We start from the raw sequence: 17,112 nt of genomic DNA, 5'->3' as shown, positions 1-17,112 counted from the left end.
ACGTGAGATCCTCGACGCGCGTCTTGTTGCTGCGGCACGCGAGGTCGGAGTCGAAATATGGGAAGGAACATCATACCATTCATCGGAGCTGACCGGCAACAGCCGGGTTATCACACTCAAGACCGGCTCGAGATCAAACTCCGTCGAGGCAGCCCTGATGATCGGTGCCGATGGCGCCTATTCTCGGGTACGACGCGATCTTGGAGTCGGCCGCCAGGATGACCGATTCTCCTCGATCGCCATGCGCTCATATGCCAAGTTCTCGGATCCGCGCCGCGCCCCGCAGGAGGTTATGCCGCTCCGACTTGACTTCAGCGACAAGGTGCTCCCTGGCTACGGATGGGTGTTTCCCGTCTCCGACGACGTCGTCAATCTCGGTGTGGGTCTACCGGTATCCACTATGCGGGAGAAATCGTTGAACCCGCGCAATCTTCTCAGCACCTACGTGGAGGACCTACGGGCCCGAGGGTTCATCGTCGAAGAGCCGAACAAGCTACTCTCACATTATCTCCCGCATGCCGGAAAACTGGCTCCGATGGCACATCCCCGCGCCGCACTCATCGGGGACGCCGCCGCGAGCATCAACCCTCTCAGTGGCGAAGGTATTGTCTACGCTATGGTAGCGGCGGAGATGCTCGCCGCAGCACTCGAAGGCTGGAATGGGCTGGGCCACGCGGAGCTCAGCAGTGGTCTTCAGCTCTTCGAGAAGAGATTTAGACGGCGCTTTCGATCGCACTTCGCCAGCTGTACGGTGGCAAATATACTCATGGGCCACAGAAAATGGGCTAATCTGGTTATCCGGGCAGCGTCTCGAGACAGCCACGTTATGGACGCAGCATCTCTTATGCTCTTCGATGAACGCCGTATGTACCTGTCCACAGGAGCCCGAATCCTCATCCGCGGCGCACGGAGATGATGTCCGTTCTGACGAGAAGATCCACCGGTGCATGTTTATACGACCGGTGCCAGCACAGCGTTACCCGCCACCAGTCACAAACACTAGCGTCCACTTCCTCCGTAAGTCCGTATAGTCGGATCACGGATGCGGTCGCCACAAGAGTTTTTAACGCGGATGGCTATCGCTCATCGAGGGCGCTGCTGTCAATGGCAATATTCGGCGCAGGACCCTCTATTATATTTGTCGTCTGGATGCTCTCCCCCATCCGAACCCACCTTCCTCACCACCTCACACCGGCGATGTGGTCAGCCGGCACATGGATCCTGCTCTCGCCTGCTTTGATCGTACTGTGGGAGGCCGGCTTTGAGAGTCTGATGTGTGTGGTCGACAACTCTAATAACATCGCGAACGATATTCGCGAACGCATGGCCCGAGCCGTACTGGCCATCGACAAAAAGTACCCCTTCATAGCATTGCTTCTGATGGCGGCCGTCATCCTAGGATACTGCTTCAACAACCGATTCTTTCGCGATCAGATAGGTAGCGGTAGTATTGGCTCCTCCGATTTCTTCGCCGGCATCTTTGTGGTCACCACACTTGGGTACGCCTTCGGTGTTGGCATATGGGCCGTCGCAAAGTCTTTGATCGTCGCCCGGATAGGCATCCAGGACACCATCCAGTGGCATCCTTTCGGACCAGACGCGAGCCACCTCCTCAATGCCTATTCCACCTATAGCTACCGAACGGGAATTCTGTTCAGCACCGGCGGCTTATTTCTACCCGGCGTCTACATCATCTCTGGGCAAATTAATATTATCGGACGTATTCTGGCCGCACTGGTCGCCGCGCCGCTCGTTTTCGGGAGCCTGCTCTGCTTCCTCTATCCGACCCACCGGATCTATCTCGTGGCGAAGAGGCAAAAAGATGATGCGCTAGGGAGGTTCGGAGAGGTACTCCAAGCCGCTCAGCATGAGGCCCTACAAGGCAGCGGTGACATGAGCTCTCTGGCGTCGAGGGTTCAGACCCTACTGTCCCTACGTGCCGCCATCGCGAGCGAGCCGAACTTTCCTGCATCCATCCTCCTGATCGTTCGCACGGGATCATTGTTCCTAATACCGATCTTCATCGGTTTCCTCCAGGCTGCACTAGGTGCCGCCTTTCTAGGATGACGTCACCGAATAACGGCCAGGCGGCTCAGTGGTCAGCCGGAGGGTGCGGGCAGCAGGAACCGGAAGACCGTGCCGGTGCCGACGGCACTGGACACCTCGACCCGGCCGCCGTGGGCGGCGGCGGTCGCCGCGACGATGGACAGCCCCAGCCCGTTGCCGCCAGGCCCCCGTGCCCGGCTGTCCGCGGCCCGGTAGAAGCGGTCGAACACGTGCTCGGCAACCTCCGGTGGCATGCCCGGCCCGTGGTCGATGACGTGAAGCTCCGCGCCCCCGGGGGTCCCGGAGGCGGCGGGGCCGGTCGGCGCGGCGCCCGCCGGCAGCGCGTGCAGCCGCACCTCGATCGGCGTCTCGGGCGGGGTGTGGACGCGGGCGTTGGTCAGGAGGTTGCCGGCGAGCTGGCGCAGCCCGTTCTCGTCGCCGAGGACGACGCAGCTCGCCGGGAGCTCGGCGCTCACCGAGCGCTCGGGGGCCGCGACCCGCAGGTCGGCGACGGCGTCGCGGACGAGCCCGGCAAAGTCGATCTCGGCCCGCCGCATCGGTCGCTGCTCGTCGAGGTGGGCCAGGTACAGCAGGTCGTCGACGAGGGTGCTCATCCGGGCGGCCTCCTCCTGGACCCGGCGTAGCGCGTCATCCGCGTCGACCGCCGTCACCATTCCGCCGCGCAGCAGATCGGCGTAGCCGCGGATCGAGGTCAACGGCGTCCGCAGCTCGTGGGAGGCGTCGGCGGCGAAGCGGCGGAGCTGCTCCTGGGAGGCGACCCGGGCGGCGAACGCGGCCTGGATCTGGCCGAGCATCGTGTTGAGGGCCGTGGCGAGCTGACCGGTCTCCGAACGGGCCGACCCCGCCGGCACCCGCCGGTCGAGATCCCCCCCGGCGATCGCCGACGCGGTGGAGATCATCTGACGCAGTGGGCGCAGGCCACGGGTCAGCCACACCCAGGCGAGCACGGCGATCGCGGCGAGCACCGCGAGACCCACCGCCACTTCGATCATCACCAGTCGGTGGACCGTCTCCGCGACCGGCTTCAGCGGCAGCGCGACGAGGACCCGTGGCCCGCGCGGACTGTCCCGGACGACCGCTCGGTACCGCTCCCGGTCGGCGATGACGGTGAACGGTGTGGCACCCCGGTCCCCGGCGGCGTCCAGCAGGGGCGTAGCCGGCGGCGTGGGAGTCACCGAACCCGCGATGCGCAGCACCGTCCCGTCCGTCCGCCGGATCTCCACCAGGTAGTCGGTCGGCGCCACGGCCCGCTCCACCCCGGCCCGGCCCAGCGCCTCCCACCGGGACAGATAGGCAGCAGCCGGCAGGCCGCCCAGCACCCGCGCGCGGGTGAGCTGCTGGTCGATCCGGTCGTCCAGGTAGGCACGCAGCGCAAACACGCTCGCCCCACCCACGATGACCAGTCCCAGGGCGGTCAGCGTGATCAGGCCGGACATCAGCTTCAGGCGGAGCGTCACCGGTTGGACCACGCCACCGGAAGGCGCAGCACGTAGCCAAAACCACGCTGGGTGTGGATGAGAGACGGGCCGTGCCGGCCGAGCTTGCGCCGCAGGTAGCTGACGTACTGGTCCACGATGGTCGGCTCGCCCGCGTAGTCGTAGCTCCACACCGCGTCAAGGATCTGGGTCCTGGACAGCACCCGGTTGGGGTTGGTCAGGAAGTACCGCAGCAGGGAGAACTCCGTCGGCGACAGGTCGATCGGCTCCCCGGCGCGGCGGACGAGATGGGCGTCCGGGTCGAGTTCCACGTCGGCGAACCGCAGCGGGGACGGCGGCACGGGTGCCGGCTCGGCCGGCGGAGGTGACGTCCGGCGCAGCACGGCCCGGACCCGGGCGACGAGCTCGTCGACGGCGAACGGCTTGGTGACGTAGTCGTCGCCGCCGTAGGTGAGGCCGGCGATCTTGTCCCGGTGGGCGTTGCGCGCGCTCAGGTAGACGACGGGTACCGGGTGCCCGTCCGCGCGCAACATCCGGCAGATCTCGAAGCCGTCGATGTCGGGCAGCATCACATCAAGGATCATCAGATCCGGCCGGGCCTCGACGGCCAACTCGAGCGCCGCCCGACCGGTGGTCGCGGTCAGAACGTCGAAACCATGGAAACGTAACGCCATCCGCAGCAGATCGACGATGTTCGGCTCATCGTCGACAACCAGCACACGCGGGGCAGTGGACATGTCCGGCTCCCTGAACGCGACCTCGATGCAGCGGGTGGACGGCGATGCGGACGGCGATGCGGGCGGCGATGTCGACATCGTCCGCGTCGAGTTCATCCGAGCATCATGAGAGTTCGGTGTGAGCCGGATGCCGACCGGGCGCGCCGGGACTGTCCGGCCGGGCGTCCTCGCCGGGCCTGGCAAGGATGCCCGCTCCCGCAGCGGGACTGCCTCAGCGGAACAGTTCCACGCTCGGTAATCCACACCCGCGGGACATGGTTAACACATGATCCCTCTGGAACAGTTCCCCAATGAGATCACTCACGGACATCGACCTGATACGCGATCTGGAGCCCGTCGCCGAGGCCAACCTGAACCGGCATCTCGGCGTCGCCGCTGAATGGATGCCGCACGAGTACGTACCCTGGGGCGAGGGCCGCGACTTCGACAGCCTCCCCTGGGAGCCCGGGCAGTCGAAGCTTTCGAAGATCGCGCAGATCGCGTTCGAGGTCAACCTGCTGACCGAGGACAACCTGCCGAGCTACCACCGGGAGATCGCGGACGCGTTCGGCCGGGACGGCGCCTGGGGAAGCTGGGTGCACCGGTGGACCGCCGAAGAGGGGCGCCACTCCATAGCGATGCGCGACTACCTCCTGGTCACCCGGGCGGTGGACCCGATCGCCCTCGAACGCAACCGCATGTACCAGATGGGCAAGGGCTACGACAGCCGGGACAAGTCCCCGCTGGAGGCAACGGCGTACGTCTCCTTCCAGGAACTGGCGACCCGGGTGAGCCACCGCAACACTGGCCGTTTCTGCGGGGAACCGATCGCCGAGAAGCTGCTCACGCGGGTGGCGACGGACGAGAACCTGCACATGATCTTCTATCGGAACGTGATCGCGGGGGCGCTGGAGCTCGACCCCTCGCGTACCGTGGTGGCCATCCGCGACGAGCTCGTCAACTTCCAGATGCCCGGCACCGGCATCCGTGACTTCGGCCGCAAGGCGATCCAGATCGCCCGGGCCGGCATCTACAACCTGCGCATCCACCACGACGACGTGGTGCTGCCGATCCTGCGTCACTGGCGGTTCTTCGACCTGGAGGGCCTGAATGGCGAGGCTGAGAAGGCCCGCGAGGAGGTCTCCGCCTTCGTCACCGGGCTCGACGCCCTCGCGACGCAGCAGGAAGCGAAGCTGGCGCGGACCACGGAACGTGCCACCCGGCGAGCCGAGGCGTTGGCCTCGGCCTAACGCATAACCTGCATAACCTGCATAACCCAGAAATCCGGGAAATCCGGGATGGTCTCACTGCCCGTAGCGTCCCTACCGGGTGGTGAGGTGTTCGCAGATCGTGTCGACGCCGGTCTCCCGGTCCACCACCAGCCACGGGGAGACCCAGCTCCGGGCCGCCAGCTCCTCGTACATCCGCGCGCACCGCTCCTGCAGCCCGTCGTCGGACTCGAAGGTGTCCAGCGCCCGGCCCCGGTCGGCCCCGGCGCGGGCGAGCGTACCCGCCCGCGCCGTCCCCACCGGGATCCGCAGCAGGACCTGGAGATCGGGCACCGGCAGCGCGAGCGCGCCGAGTTCCAGCTCGGCGATCCAGGCGGGAAACCTCTCCCGCTCGGTGGCCGGCAGCCGCGCCGCGCCGTACGCCGCGTTCGACGCCACGTAACGATCGATGATCACCAGATCATGCGTGCGGACGAGGGCGTCGAGTTCGGGACGGGAGTTGGCCCGGTCGAGCGCGAACATCATCGCGCTCGCCCGGGGAGAGGCCGCGAGCGGCGCGAGCCGCGGATCGCCGGCCAGCAGGCCGCGCACCGCCGGGCCGAGAGGCTCGGTCGCATAGCGGGGATAGGCGAGCGTCGCGACGCTGCGGCCGGCGGCGGTGAGGCGAGCGACCAGCCGCCCGGTCAGCGTGTTCTTGCCCGCGCCGTCGACGCCTTCGATCGCGAGGATCACCCGCCTGGCACCTCCCCGCCACCGGCCGTCGTGAGCCCTTAGGCCGCAGCGTAACCGTAACAAGGACACAGCCCGTAACAAGGACACCACAAGGACACGTCGAAACCGATCGACCACCGGCCGGGCGCTTCCTCCTCCCGGCTGCGTCCCGGCCCGTACGCGGGATACGTCCAGTGGCGGATGTCGGCACGACGGCGGCTCGCTACCGTCGGAGAGATGGAGGCCAGGCGCGGCATCTTCCCGGTGATCGGTGACGTCCTGTTCACCGCATTCACCGCGGCGGCGTTGCTCCGCGGTTCCGGGGAGGCGGGTGCCGACCAGGTGCCCCCCTCCCGGCCGTTGGATGCCTTCGCCTACGTGCTGCTCGCCCTGCTGGCCGCCGCCATCCCCCTGCGCCGCCGGGCCCCGTTGGCCATGCTCGTGGCCACGAGCCTGCTCCTCGGCGGCTACCTCGGCGCCGGCTACCCGCGCGGCCCCGCGTTCTTTCCCGTGATCGTGGCCGGGCTCGCGGTCGGGCTGCGCCACGACCAGCGGACGACGAGCCGAGCCGTGGGGGTCTGCGTTCTACTGATCTTCCTCGGCTCGGTCGTCGCGCTGCTGCGGGGATACGCCGACGGCGGCTGGAAGTTCGCCATCGCGATGATCGGGACGGCCGCATCCTGCACCGTTCCCGCGTTCGTGGGCGCCCTGATCAGACTCAACCGCATCGCCTCTGCGCAGGCCAAGGAGGAGGCGACCCGCCGCCGGATCGAACAGGAACGGCTGCGGATGGCTCGCGAGGTCCACGATGTCGTGGGCCACAGCCTGTCCATTATCTCCCTGCAGGCCGCGGTGGCGCTGCATGTGCTGGACCGGCGTCCCGAGCAGGCCCAGGTGGCCCTGGAGGCCATCCGCCGGACGAGCGTCGACGCGCTGGACGAGCTGCGGGCCACCCTGGCGCTCACCCGGGCCGGCCGGCGGGCGGACCCGGCCGCGGACGACGTCACCGCCGCCACCGCCGCTGCCACCAGCGCCGCCACTGCCAATGCCACCGCTGCCACCGCCGCTGCCACCACCGCCGCTGCCACCACCGCCGCTGCCACCACCGCCGCTGCCGCTGCCACGTCCTCGACGGATACCCCGGAGGGGACCGGCAGGGCCCGCGAGGCGCATGACGAGCCGCCCAGGACCCCGTTGACGGGACTCGGCCGACTCCCGAGCCTGCTGCGCGAGGTCCGGCTCTGCGGGGTGCCCGTCGAGCTCGTCACGCAGGGAGACTCCCGGGATCTCACGGGCCTGCCGGCGGACCTCGATCTGGCGGCCTACCGCATCATTCAGGAGTCGCTGACCAACGTGCTCCGGCACGGGGAGCCGAACGGAGTACGAGTGCGCGTCACCATGGGGATCATCGGCGGCCGGCTCGTCGTCGACGTCACCGACCAGCCGGGCACGGCCGCGCCCCCGCCGCTCCCCGGCGAGCCGCACGACTGGCCGACCTCGACCGGCCACGGGCTCACCGGGCTGCGGGAGCGGGCCGCGGAGCTCGGCGGAAGCCTCACCGCCGGACCGGTCCAGGCCGGCGGTTGGCAGGTCCGGGCCGAGCTTCCGGTGCACACCGGCGGCGGCCGGACGCTCCCCGGCCGGGTGACGCGCTCGTGATCCGGGTGGCGGTGGCCGACGACCAGCCGCTGGTGCGGCTCGGGCTGCGGGTACTCATCGAGACCGAGGACGATCTGGAGCTCGTCGGCGAGGCCGAGGACGGCCGGGCCGCGGTCGAGCTCGTCCGCGCCACCCGACCCGACGTCGTGCTGCTCGACATCCGCATGCCGGTTCTCGACGGGCTGGCGGCGCTGCGGACGATCGTCGAGGATCCCGGCCTGGCCGCCACCCGGGTCGTCATGGTCACCACCTTTGAGCTGGACGAATACGTCTTCGAGGCGTTGCGGGGCGGCGCCTCGGGCTTCGTGCTCAAGGACACCGAACCCGCCGACCTGCTGCGGGCGATCCGGGTCGTCGCCGCGGGCGAGTCCCTGCTCTCCCCGACGGTGACCCGGCTCGTCATCGAGGCCTTCGCCCGCCGGCCAGCCGCCGTCGCCGCCCCGGACCTGCGCGGGCTGACCGTGCGGGAACGCGAGGTGATGAGCCTCGTCGGCCACGGGCTGTCCAACGACGAGATCGCCGCCCAACTGGTGATCAGTCCGGCGACGGCCCGCACCCACGTGAGCCGGGTGATGGTGAAACTGACGGCGCGGGACCGAGCCCAGCTCGCCGTCCTGGCCCACCAGGCCGGCCTCGTCTGAGCCGGCTGGGCGTACCCGGGGCTGCGCCACATTGCGTACGACGATGCCGCCGCTGGACGGACGACGTGAGGGGGCGGCCACACCAGTCTGATTCCCATGATGACAACCACTGGCGAGCGCAGTTCGCCATCACCCGGCACCACCCGGCCCGGCACCACCCGGCCGGCACCTGAGACAGACCGGCCAGCCGCCGTCGACGTCCAGGGTCTGACCAAGCGGTACGGGCGCCGGACCGTCGTCACCGGTCTCGACCTCACGATTCCCGAGGGGGTCGTCGCCGGATTCGTCGGGCCCAACGGGGCCGGCAAGACGACGACCCTGCGCATGCTGCTCGGCCTGGTCCGCCCCAGCGGGGGCTCCGGGACCGTCCTCGGTCATCCCCTGGTGACACCGGCCCGCTACCTGCCACGGGTGGGCGCCCTGATCGAGAGCCCCGCGCTGTACCCGGCGCTGTCCGGTGCCCGCAACCTCGCCTCCCTCGCCGTGCTGGGCGGGCAGGACCCGACGCGGGTGGACGGGATCCTCGACGAGGTCGGACTCACCGGCCGCGGCGCGGACAAGGTACGGACGTACTCCCTCGGCATGAAGCAGCGCCTCGCCATCGGCGCCGCCCTGCTCAGCGATCCGGACCTGCTCATCCTCGACGAGCCGACGAACGGACTGGACCCGATCGGGATCCGGCAGATGCGTGAGCTCATCCGATCCATCGCCGCCGGGCCGGCCATCGCCGGGAGCCGGCGCACGGCGCGCACCGTCTTGATCTCGTCGCATCTACTCGCCGAGGTCGAGCAGATCTGCGACTGGCTGATCGTCGTGGAGGGCGGGCGGCTGGCCTACCAGGGGCCGACCGACCGGCTGATGGCAACCTCCACCTACGACATCGTCCTACGCCCCGAGCACGACGATGACATCCCGCTGCTCGCCGATCTCCTCGCCGGCCTGGCGGTACCGGCGACGCGGCGGCCCCGGGATGTCGTCGTCAGTCTCGACGCGAACCCAGACGACGGACCCGACGGCCCCGACTGCACTGACAGCCCCGACGGCCCCACCCGCCTGCTGGCCAGGATCAACCGGGCCGCGGCGGCCCGGGGCATCACCCTCGTCGAGATGTCTCCGCGCCGGCTCAGCCTGGAGGACCGCTACCAGGGTCTGGTCACCCAGGCCCGAACCCGGGCGGCGACATCACCGACACCGACACCGACACCAGCACCGACACCAGCACCGGCCGGCGTGCCGGCTCCCAGCGGCCCCCCCACAGGCGGGACGACAACCAGATCCACGAGTCCGATCCGCGGGCTGTCCGCCGCTGCGGCGGCCCGTCATGACGAGGGGGCACTGCGATGAGTCTCCTGGTAGCGGCCCGGCGGTCCTTCCACGCCGAGCTGATCAAGCTGTGGCGGCCGAGTACGGCGGTGGCCATGGGCATCCTCGCCCTGCTGAGCGTGCTGTCGACCGTGCTGCTCCTCGCACTGGCCGATCCGGGCGGCTCCCCGCCGAGCGGCAGCGGTGGGCCACCGAGCTTCGACGTCACGTTCACGCAGGTGTCCGCGGCGTCCGGGGTGGCACTCGGTTTCACCGGCGGGAGCACCTTCACCGGCCTGCTGGTCTTCCTCGTCTTCGCGATCAGCATCACCCTCGAGTACAGCCAGGGGACGCTGCGAACCCTGTTCCTACGGGAGCCCCGGCGGCTGGGTTGGCTCGCCGGACGCATGGCGGTCATGCTCGCCCTGGTGGCGGTGGCGCTCGTCGCCGCGCTGGTGGTCAGCATCGTCGTAGGGCTGGCCGTCGCCGGGATTAGGGACATTGACACGTCAGCGTGGTGGAGCGCCGACGCGCTCGGGGAGGCAGCGTCGAGCTACCTGAACGCGCTGGTGGCCGCCGTTTTCTTCGGACTCGCCGGGACCGTGCTCGGGCTGGTCCTGCGGTCGACGGCGCTCACCCTCGCCGTCGGGATCGCGTGGACGTTTCCGATCGAGCACATTGTCCAGGAGTCCTGGAGCGGAGCGGGCCGGATCTTCCCCGGACTGGTCTTCGACGCGATCGGCCAGGGAGGTACCGCCGATGCCGGCTACGGGTCGGCGCTGCTGATCGGAGGTCTGTATGCCGCCGGTGCGGCGGTGGTCGGGGCGGTGAGCCTGGCCCGCCGGGACGTCACGGCCTGACAGCACGAATCTGCCAAAGGCAGACGGATGGCGGACGGATGGCGGACGGATCGCCTATCATCACCGCTGATGGCGCCCAGCCGACGACGGGGAATGGCGGTTCGCATGGTGCCTTCCGATCGGAACCGCGGCGACGTCGTCAAGCGGATCGGACGTTGACCCCGCTCAACCGGCTGGTTCGCGAACTCGGCGGCGCCGACGCCTACACCGTGCTCGGGGTGGCGCGCACCGCTGACCGGGCGGAGATCCGCCGGGCGTACCGGGCCCGTGTCCGGGCCCATCATCCGGACAATCCCGCCAGCCGGGACGCACAGTCCATGCGCACGATGCGGCTCCTCACCGTGTCCCACGAAATCCTCGACAAGTGGCGGGACGAGTACGACGCCCGCCTCACCGGGCCGCCCTCGTCCCCGGCACCGGGCGCGGGCGGCCCGGGGTCGACGAACCACACCGGCCGGACGAACACCGGCACCCGCACGAACGCCGGTTGCCGGACGAGCACCGGTGCCCGCTGGGCTCCCTGGAGCGCGGCCGACACCGGCGGTCACTACTACTCGAGCGGCCATCACTACTCGACCGGCTACCCGCGGAGTCGACACAACGACACCGGCCCCCACCCCATCCGGGCTGGCCCGGAACACAGGCCCACCGACCCGCCGAACCCCACCAGACGGTCCGGCGGCACACGCGGACACCGCGGCACACGCGGACACCGCGGCACACGCGGACACCGCGGCACACGCGGACACCGCGGCACGCACAGGCACCGCGGCACACGCGGACGCGGCAGAGGTCGGGGGCACGGCGGGGGCCAGGTGCCGAGGCGACGCCGAAGGTCGGCAACTACCTGGCTCTCGCGATCCTGACGACATTCCTGTGCGCGCCGCTCGGCGTGATGGGGATCATCAACTCCTCGCGCGCGTCAAATCGGCTCCTTGCCCACGACGTCGCCGGGGCGCGCCGGGCATCGCGTCGCAGCCTGGCCTGGTGCCTGGCCGGACTCGTGTTCGGCCTCCTCTTCCTCGCGTCTCTCTCGGTAATGGCGGGGCTCGGCGACGGGAGCTCCATCGGCTGACGAGCCGACGACCGAGCCGAGCGGACGGCCGCTACCGAGTTGCGGGCTAGTCGGATGGCGGGACGATCCGATCTCGATGATCGATGAGCCTCGCGCCGGGTCACTACCACGGTGAGCGGGCGGTCAGCTGTTGTTCGCCGCCACCCCGACGATGATCACAATGGCCACCAGATAGATCAGGAGGATGGCCGCGAAGGCGATGACCGAGATGATGCACCACTTCTTCGCCTTGGCGGACGCCTCTAGGGCGCCGGCCACATCGCCGGACTGCTGGCGTCCCTGCACCTGGGAGGCGAAGACGATCGCGACGATGCCGGCGGGCAGACAGCACAGCAGGGTGGCCACGATCGACTGCCACAGATAGGTCGGAATGGGCTGACCGTACGGCGGTTGCTGACCGAATCCCCCCGGCGGGTACGGCGGATATCCGCCCGGCTGGCCCTGGCCGTACCCGGGGGGCGGGCCGCTCGGCGGAGTCGTCACCGGTACACACTCCTCCGGGTGAGGGCCGGTGGGAGCGTCGAATACGACGTGCTGGAATCGGTCTCGAAGCCGCCGGCCAAGCCGATGGCGAGGATGACCAGGAACACCACGATGATCGAGGTGGCCGAGATGATGCACCACATCCTGGCCTTCTTGGAGGCGTCCAGCGCGCCGTTGATGTCGCCGATCTGCTGGCGGCTCTGCACCTTGGTGGCATAGACGATTGCCACCACACCGGCGGGCAGACAGCACAGCAGGGTGACCACGATCGACTGCCACAGGTAGGTCGGGATCGGCTGGTTGTAGGGCGGAGGTGGGCCGAACCCACCCGGGCCGCCGTAGCCCAGCGGGGCGCCGTAGCCCTGGGGTGCGCCGTAGCCCTGGGGTGCGCCGTAGCCCTGCGGCGCGCCGTACCCACCGGGCGGGGGTCCATAGCCGGGCGGTGGAGCGCCGTAACCACCCTGGTCATAGCCGCCCTGGCCGCCGTGACCACCCTGGCCGTAGCCGCCCTGGCCATAACCCCCTTGGCCGTGACCGCCGGCGGGAGGGTACTCGGGTGGCTGGGACATTGGGTGCTCTCCTGTTGTCGTCGTGGCGGGCGAGCCGATGAACGGCCCCGCCACCGCGCCTGGCTGCATGACCCCCGGGGCGCTCGACCAGGCACCGCCGACACTCCACCGACGCGTGATCCCCGACCCGTGCGCGGGATCCGTGACGCGAGGTGGGTGGACCACCATGCACGTCCCGGGCTCCGCGCGCGCACATTGTGGCACAGCCAGCATGTCGACCAACCGGCGTGCCGACCAGCCGGGCTCCACGCCACCCGAGAGCCTCACCGCCCGAAACCCCCGAGTTCCGACAAGTCGGTCTAGCACGTCGGTGTAGTGTCTCATCCGAACTATCTAGACATGGCAGCCAGCGTCGAGGGGGCGACCGGAGGCTGGTCCGGTCCGTCTCAGGCTGCTGTGCGACATGGAGGTCATCCGCTTCGATGCCGAAGCCGGGACCCGGGGGGGCCTGACGACACTGCCACGCACGGAGGGATACCCGCGGTGAAGCACCGAGCGGAGGGCGATCCCAGCCCGCCAAGAGTCCGATCCGGTTCCCGGCGCGGGCGTCGCCGTCCGCATCACCCTGCCTGGATCGCGTCGCTGGGCGTGATGGCTCTGGTCGCCGCCGCAGTCGGGTGGACCCTCGTCCCCGAACGCGACACCGGGGGCGAAGGCTCGGCGACAGTCGAGGCCACCGCCATCCAGCACGGGAAGCCCCGACACGGCGATGACCTCCGGGTACAACCCAGCGTCTCAGCAGGCACGACCGGCGGGCTACCCGGCGGAGACTCCAGCGCGACCGTCGGCTCCCCCTCGCCGTCACCCGCCCCGGTGCCCGCGGGCACCCCGGCCGGTACGGCCCCGCGGACCGCCGCCAAACCGACGACCCCCGGCACCGCGGCCCGGGTCACGAAGCCGGCGGTACAGGTGCCCGTCATCCCCGTCGGTGGCGGGGGCGGTTCGGTGCCCGGCGGCATGAGCGGCGTTGCCGCGGGGACGATGACGCAGGTGCGGGCCTGGGAGAGCTTCCGCGGCTCGCCGGTCAACGTCGTGCTCACCTTCACCGACCGGTCGAGCTGGCAGACCATGACGAACCCGTGGCTCGGCTCGGGCCCGGAGAAGTTCTCGACCTTCGCCGGCACCTGGATCATCTCGCAGCCCTTCTACCCGACGGGCGGTGGGGACATGAACTCCTGCGCGAGCGGCGCCTACAACGGCCACTGGGCGGACTTCGGCCGGTGGCTGGTGGCGAAGGGCCGCCCGGCGAGCATCATCCGGCTCGCCTGGGAGTTCAACGGCGACTGGTTCCCGTGGTCGGTCTCCAAGACCAACCCCACCACCTGGGTGAACTGCTTCCGCCAGGTCGTCAGCGCGATCCGCTCGACGGATCCGCAGGCCCGCATCGACTGGACGCTGAATGCGCACAGCAGCGGGGCCTGGGCCGTCTACCCCGGTGACCAGTACGTCGACATCATCGGCATCGACAGCTACGACCAATGGCCGGCGAGCACGGACGACGCTGCCTTCGCCAGTCAGTGCCACGCTGAAACCGGTCTCTGCTCGACGATCGCGTTCGCCCGCCAGCACGGCAAGCAGTTCTCGGTCCCGGAATGGGGACTCGTCGGAAAGAGTGACACCGAGGCGGGCCGCGCCGGCCGGGCCGGCGGCGACAACCCGGTGTACATCCGCAACATGTACCAGACGTTCGCCGCGAACCGCGACATCCTCGCCTACGAGACGTACTTCAACGACTCGGAGCCCGGGAACGTGCACTCCTCCCTGGTGAACCCGACAGAGCATCCCGCTGGCGCGGCCACCTACGCCTCGCTCTGGTAGCACCCCGCCCCGATGGCGGCACGGCTCCGACCGGATCACACCCAGATCACACCCAGATCGGAGCTGCCGGGAGCTAGAGACCGGTGGGAGCCGCGCGGAACCGCTCGATGTCGGCGTCGGAACCGCGCAGCTCGACCCGGGCGACCTGGCCCCGCCCGAACGCGTACAGCACGATCTCCTCAGGCAGCCCGACGATCTCCACCACCGGCTCGCCGCCGTGCAGGGTGCGCCGGCCAGGAGCGTCCGTACGCTCCGCCACGACACCCAGGCCGGCTCGCCGGAACCCGGCGAACCCGATCAGCAACAGAGCGGTCCACATCGCGTCACGGCTCCTGGTGTCAAGCTCGCGAGGCTCCCAGCCGGGGGCGGCGCGGCGGATGTCCTCGGCGTGCACGAAGAACTCGACCAGGTTCGTGGCATCGTCGATCAGGCCGATGCGGGTCGGCTGCCACCACGGCGGCCCGGCACGGAACGTCTCGACCAGCTCGGGAAAGGTGTGGGCCCGCATGGTGGCCCGCTCGGCCCGTTCCGTGATGCCGTGCAGCCGACCGACGATGAGCCCGGGAGCGGCCCACGGCACCCGCTCGCGGGTGACCAGGTGCGCCACCAGATCATGGTTTGTCCATCCGGCGCAGAGGGTGGACGCCGCCGGGCCACGCTCGGCCAGCAGGTCCGCGAGCTCCCGCCGCCGCGCCCGGGCTCCTCGCCGGGTGAGAACCGCTCCTGACCCCATCATGTGCGGCACTCTAGGCGATGAGGCGACTCATGGCGGGTCTCCGGCCGTTGGAAGTCTCCGGTTAGGGAAGGTGAACCGGAAGGTGGTTCCGTCCTTCACCGCGCCGTCCAGCCAGATCCGGCCGCCGTGGAACTCGACGATCTTGCGACACAACGCCAGCCCGATGCCCGTGCCCTCGTAGACATCCCGGCCGTGCAGCCGCTGAAAGATCACGAAAATCTTCTCAGCGTACTCCGGATCGATTCCGATCCCGTTGTCGGCGCAGTACAGCTCCCACTCGTCCGCCCGGTCGACGACACCGACATGCACGGCGGGAACCGTCTCGGCCCGGAACTTCAGCGCGTTCCCGATCAGGTTCGCGAACAGCTGGGTGAGCAGGACGGGGTCCCCGCGCACGACCGGCAGATCATCCGCGGTGACCTCGGCCTGGGCGCTCTCGATCGCGATGGACAGCGCCCCCGCCGCCCGTTCGAAGATCTCACCCAGGGACACATCGACGAAACCGTCGGTAGTCCGTCCGACCCGGGAGAAGGCCAGCAGATCGTTGATGAGCTGCTGCATCCGCTTCGCGCCGTCCACCGCGAAAGCGATGTACTGGATGCCCCGCTCGTCGAGCTTGTCACCGTAGCGTCGCTCCAGAAGCTGGCAGAAACTCGCCACCTTCCGCAGCGGCTCCTGCAGGTCGTGCGAGGCGACATAGGCGAACTGCTCCAGGTCACGATTGGAGCGCCGCAGCACCTCGGCCTGCGCCTCCACCGCGGACCGCGCCGCCCGCGCGACCCCGAGCTCCCCGATCAGCTGGCGTCGCATCGACTCCACGTCGGCGGCGAGCGAGGCGATGTCCGGGGGACCGGTCGGCTCTACCACGTGATCGAGATGTCCGGAGGCGACGGTCCGCGCATCGTCGCCCACCCGTTCGAGCGGGCGGGTGACCCAGGACCGTAGCGCCCGCGCGATGACCGCCAGGAGTATGGCCATGACAGCCGCGCCGGTCACCAGCGCGAAGATCAGGAAACGGAGCGCCGCCGTGACGTGCTGGCGAGCCCGGACCTCCTTGGCCCGCAGGTCCGCCTCGAGGTCCCCGGCCGCGGCGCGGACCGCCTCGAAGCGGGTCTTGCCGAACTCCGGTGACAACAGGCGGGCCGCCGCGGGACCGCCCACCCGCACCGCGTTGATGGCCGGATCGGCGTAGTCGCCGTGCCAGGCCCGGATCCGGTCCTCCAGCACGGCGAGCCTCGCCAGCAGGCCGGGGCGCTCCACAAGCCGTCGGTGCAGGTCCGCGAGCAGCCTGCTCTCGGCCCTGCGCCCTTCGTTGTAGGGCTCCAGGAAGTCCTCGCTGCCCTGGAGCAGGTAGCCCCGCATCCCGGTCTCCTGGTCGACCAGGCTGGAGACCAGCTCGGTGGAGCTCAGCAGAGCCGGGGTGAGGACGTCGCTGCGCGTGTGCAGGGCGTCGTCGAGCCGGACCAACGACGAGACGACGAGACCAGCGACGATCATCAGCACCATCGCCGCCACCATGTAGGTCACCTCAAGTCGACGGCGCAGGCGCCAGACGGGCCCGACCCGGCCACGCTCCACCGCCCCGCTCAGCCCCGCGTCGCCCGCTCCCTCGTCGGTAACGTTCCGGTGGGTGCGCTCCGGCATCAGCCGGCACCCCAGATCAGCAGCAGGAGTGCGACGTCGTCGGTCAGCGGGCCGCCATTGCGCGCCTCCACCCGGTCGATCAGGTCGTCGAGCAGCCCGTCGGGGTTGTCAGCGGGCCAGAGTTTGGCGATCTCGGGCAGCACGCCCTCCCAGCCCAACGGTTCCC

17 protein-coding genes and 1 pseudogene are annotated in these 17,112 nt (G+C 69.5%); 10 read left to right on the top strand and 8 right to left on the bottom strand.

The window, feature by feature from the left end:
* Together AC08OV_RS17875 and AC08OV_RS17870 are read left to right on the top strand one after the other, a co-directional pair.
* Positions 1 to 916 (top strand): FAD-dependent monooxygenase (locus AC08OV_RS17875; protein WP_476619980.1); only part of this gene is annotated, 916 nt, incomplete at its 5' end.
* Between the two features lie 362 nt (positions 917 to 1,278).
* Entirely contained in the window at positions 1,279 to 2,067 is a 789-nt protein-coding gene (locus AC08OV_RS17870) for a hypothetical protein (RefSeq protein WP_476619979.1), read from the top strand.
* Between the two features lie 32 nt (positions 2,068 to 2,099).
* On the opposite strand, the gene AC08OV_RS17865 is transcribed toward AC08OV_RS17870, so the two are convergent.
* Positions 2,100 to 3,524, bottom strand: a complete 1,425-nt coding sequence (locus AC08OV_RS17865) for a sensor histidine kinase (protein ID WP_476619978.1) — start codon at positions 3,522 to 3,524, stop codon at positions 2,100 to 2,102.
* On the bottom strand, positions 3,521 to 4,240 hold the full coding sequence (locus AC08OV_RS17860; protein ID WP_476613872.1) for a response regulator transcription factor: 720 nt from the start codon (positions 4,238 to 4,240) through the stop codon (positions 3,521 to 3,523). The genes AC08OV_RS17865 and AC08OV_RS17860 overlap by 4 nt, the downstream gene beginning before the upstream one ends.
* 290 nt (positions 4,241 to 4,530) lie before the next feature.
* Between AC08OV_RS17860 and AC08OV_RS17855 the strand changes: the two genes are divergently transcribed.
* Complete coding sequence (locus AC08OV_RS17855) at positions 4,531 to 5,469, top strand: acyl-ACP desaturase (RefSeq protein WP_476613871.1); 939 nt, start codon at positions 4,531 to 4,533, stop codon at positions 5,467 to 5,469.
* A 72-nt stretch (positions 5,470 to 5,541) separates the two neighbouring features.
* Here the strand turns inward: AC08OV_RS17855 and AC08OV_RS17850 are convergent, their stop codons facing one another.
* Positions 5,542 to 6,180, bottom strand: a complete 639-nt coding sequence (locus AC08OV_RS17850) for a dTMP kinase (protein ID WP_476613870.1) — start codon at positions 6,178 to 6,180, stop codon at positions 5,542 to 5,544.
* Positions 6,181 to 6,396: 216 nt separating this feature from the next.
* On the opposite strand from AC08OV_RS17850, the gene AC08OV_RS17845 reads away from it, so the two are divergent.
* From AC08OV_RS17845 to AC08OV_RS17820, 6 genes are all read left to right on the top strand, one after another.
* Positions 6,397 to 7,818, top strand: a complete 1,422-nt coding sequence (locus AC08OV_RS17845; RefSeq protein WP_476613869.1) for a sensor histidine kinase — start codon at positions 6,397 to 6,399, stop codon at positions 7,816 to 7,818.
* Positions 7,815 to 8,459 carry a response regulator gene (locus tag AC08OV_RS17840; protein ID WP_476613868.1) on the top strand — a complete coding sequence of 215 codons (645 nt, stop codon included), beginning with the start codon at positions 7,815 to 7,817 and terminating at the stop codon, positions 8,457 to 8,459. The genes AC08OV_RS17845 and AC08OV_RS17840 overlap by 4 nt, the downstream gene beginning before the upstream one ends.
* Positions 8,460 to 8,558: 99 nt before the next feature.
* Positions 8,559 to 9,803, top strand: a complete 1,245-nt coding sequence (locus AC08OV_RS17835) for an ABC transporter ATP-binding protein (protein ID WP_476613867.1) — start codon at positions 8,559 to 8,561, stop codon at positions 9,801 to 9,803.
* Positions 9,800 to 10,621: an ABC transporter gene (locus AC08OV_RS17830; RefSeq protein ID WP_476613866.1), complete on the top strand. Its 822-nt coding sequence runs from the start codon at positions 9,800 to 9,802 to the stop codon at positions 10,619 to 10,621. Before AC08OV_RS17835 ends, AC08OV_RS17830 begins: the two co-directional genes overlap by 4 nt.
* Positions 10,622 to 10,659: 38 nt before the next feature.
* Complete coding sequence (locus AC08OV_RS17825; protein ID WP_476613865.1) at positions 10,660 to 11,487, top strand: DnaJ domain-containing protein; 828 nt, start codon at positions 10,660 to 10,662, stop codon at positions 11,485 to 11,487.
* Positions 11,488 to 11,516: 29 nt separating this feature from the next.
* Positions 11,517 to 11,696 carry a CD225/dispanin family protein gene (locus AC08OV_RS17820; RefSeq protein ID WP_476613864.1) on the top strand — a complete coding sequence of 60 codons (180 nt, stop codon included), beginning with the start codon at positions 11,517 to 11,519 and terminating at the stop codon, positions 11,694 to 11,696.
* 123 nt (positions 11,697 to 11,819) lie between these two features.
* Here the strand turns inward: AC08OV_RS17820 and AC08OV_RS17815 are convergent, their stop codons facing one another.
* Together AC08OV_RS17815 and AC08OV_RS17810 are read right to left on the bottom strand one after the other, a co-directional pair.
* A complete protein-coding gene (locus tag AC08OV_RS17815) occupies positions 11,820 to 12,179 on the bottom strand; it encodes a CD225/dispanin family protein (protein WP_476613863.1) in 360 nt (119 codons plus the stop codon).
* Positions 12,176 to 12,748 carry a CD225/dispanin family protein gene (locus tag AC08OV_RS17810; protein ID WP_476613862.1) on the bottom strand — a complete coding sequence of 191 codons (573 nt, stop codon included), beginning with the start codon at positions 12,746 to 12,748 and terminating at the stop codon, positions 12,176 to 12,178. Before AC08OV_RS17810 ends, AC08OV_RS17815 begins: the two co-directional genes overlap by 4 nt.
* A 483-nt stretch (positions 12,749 to 13,231) precedes the next feature.
* On the opposite strand from AC08OV_RS17810, the gene AC08OV_RS17805 reads away from it, so the two are divergent.
* Entirely contained in the window at positions 13,232 to 14,566 is a 1,335-nt protein-coding gene (locus tag AC08OV_RS17805) for a glycoside hydrolase family 26 protein (RefSeq protein WP_476619977.1), read from the top strand.
* 73 nt (positions 14,567 to 14,639) lie between these two features.
* Here the strand turns inward: AC08OV_RS17805 and AC08OV_RS17800 are convergent, their stop codons facing one another.
* The 3 genes and pseudogenes from AC08OV_RS17800 to AC08OV_RS17790 form a co-directional block, all read right to left on the bottom strand.
* Positions 14,640 to 15,302, bottom strand: a complete 663-nt coding sequence (locus AC08OV_RS17800; RefSeq protein WP_476613860.1) for a TIGR03085 family metal-binding protein — start codon at positions 15,300 to 15,302, stop codon at positions 14,640 to 14,642.
* A 27-nt stretch (positions 15,303 to 15,329) separates the two neighbouring features.
* Entirely contained in the window at positions 15,330 to 16,946 is a 1,617-nt protein-coding gene (locus AC08OV_RS17795) for a sensor histidine kinase (RefSeq protein WP_476613859.1), read from the bottom strand.
* Positions 16,946 to 17,112 (bottom strand): annotated as a pseudogene (locus tag AC08OV_RS17790) (serine/threonine protein phosphatase); the annotation flags it as partial. The pseudogene AC08OV_RS17790 and the gene AC08OV_RS17795, both read right to left, overlap by 1 nt.

This window comes from Frankia sp. CeTa3Moorea, assembly GCF_978021225.1.
This window is presented reverse-complemented; position numbering and strand designations above follow the sequence as displayed.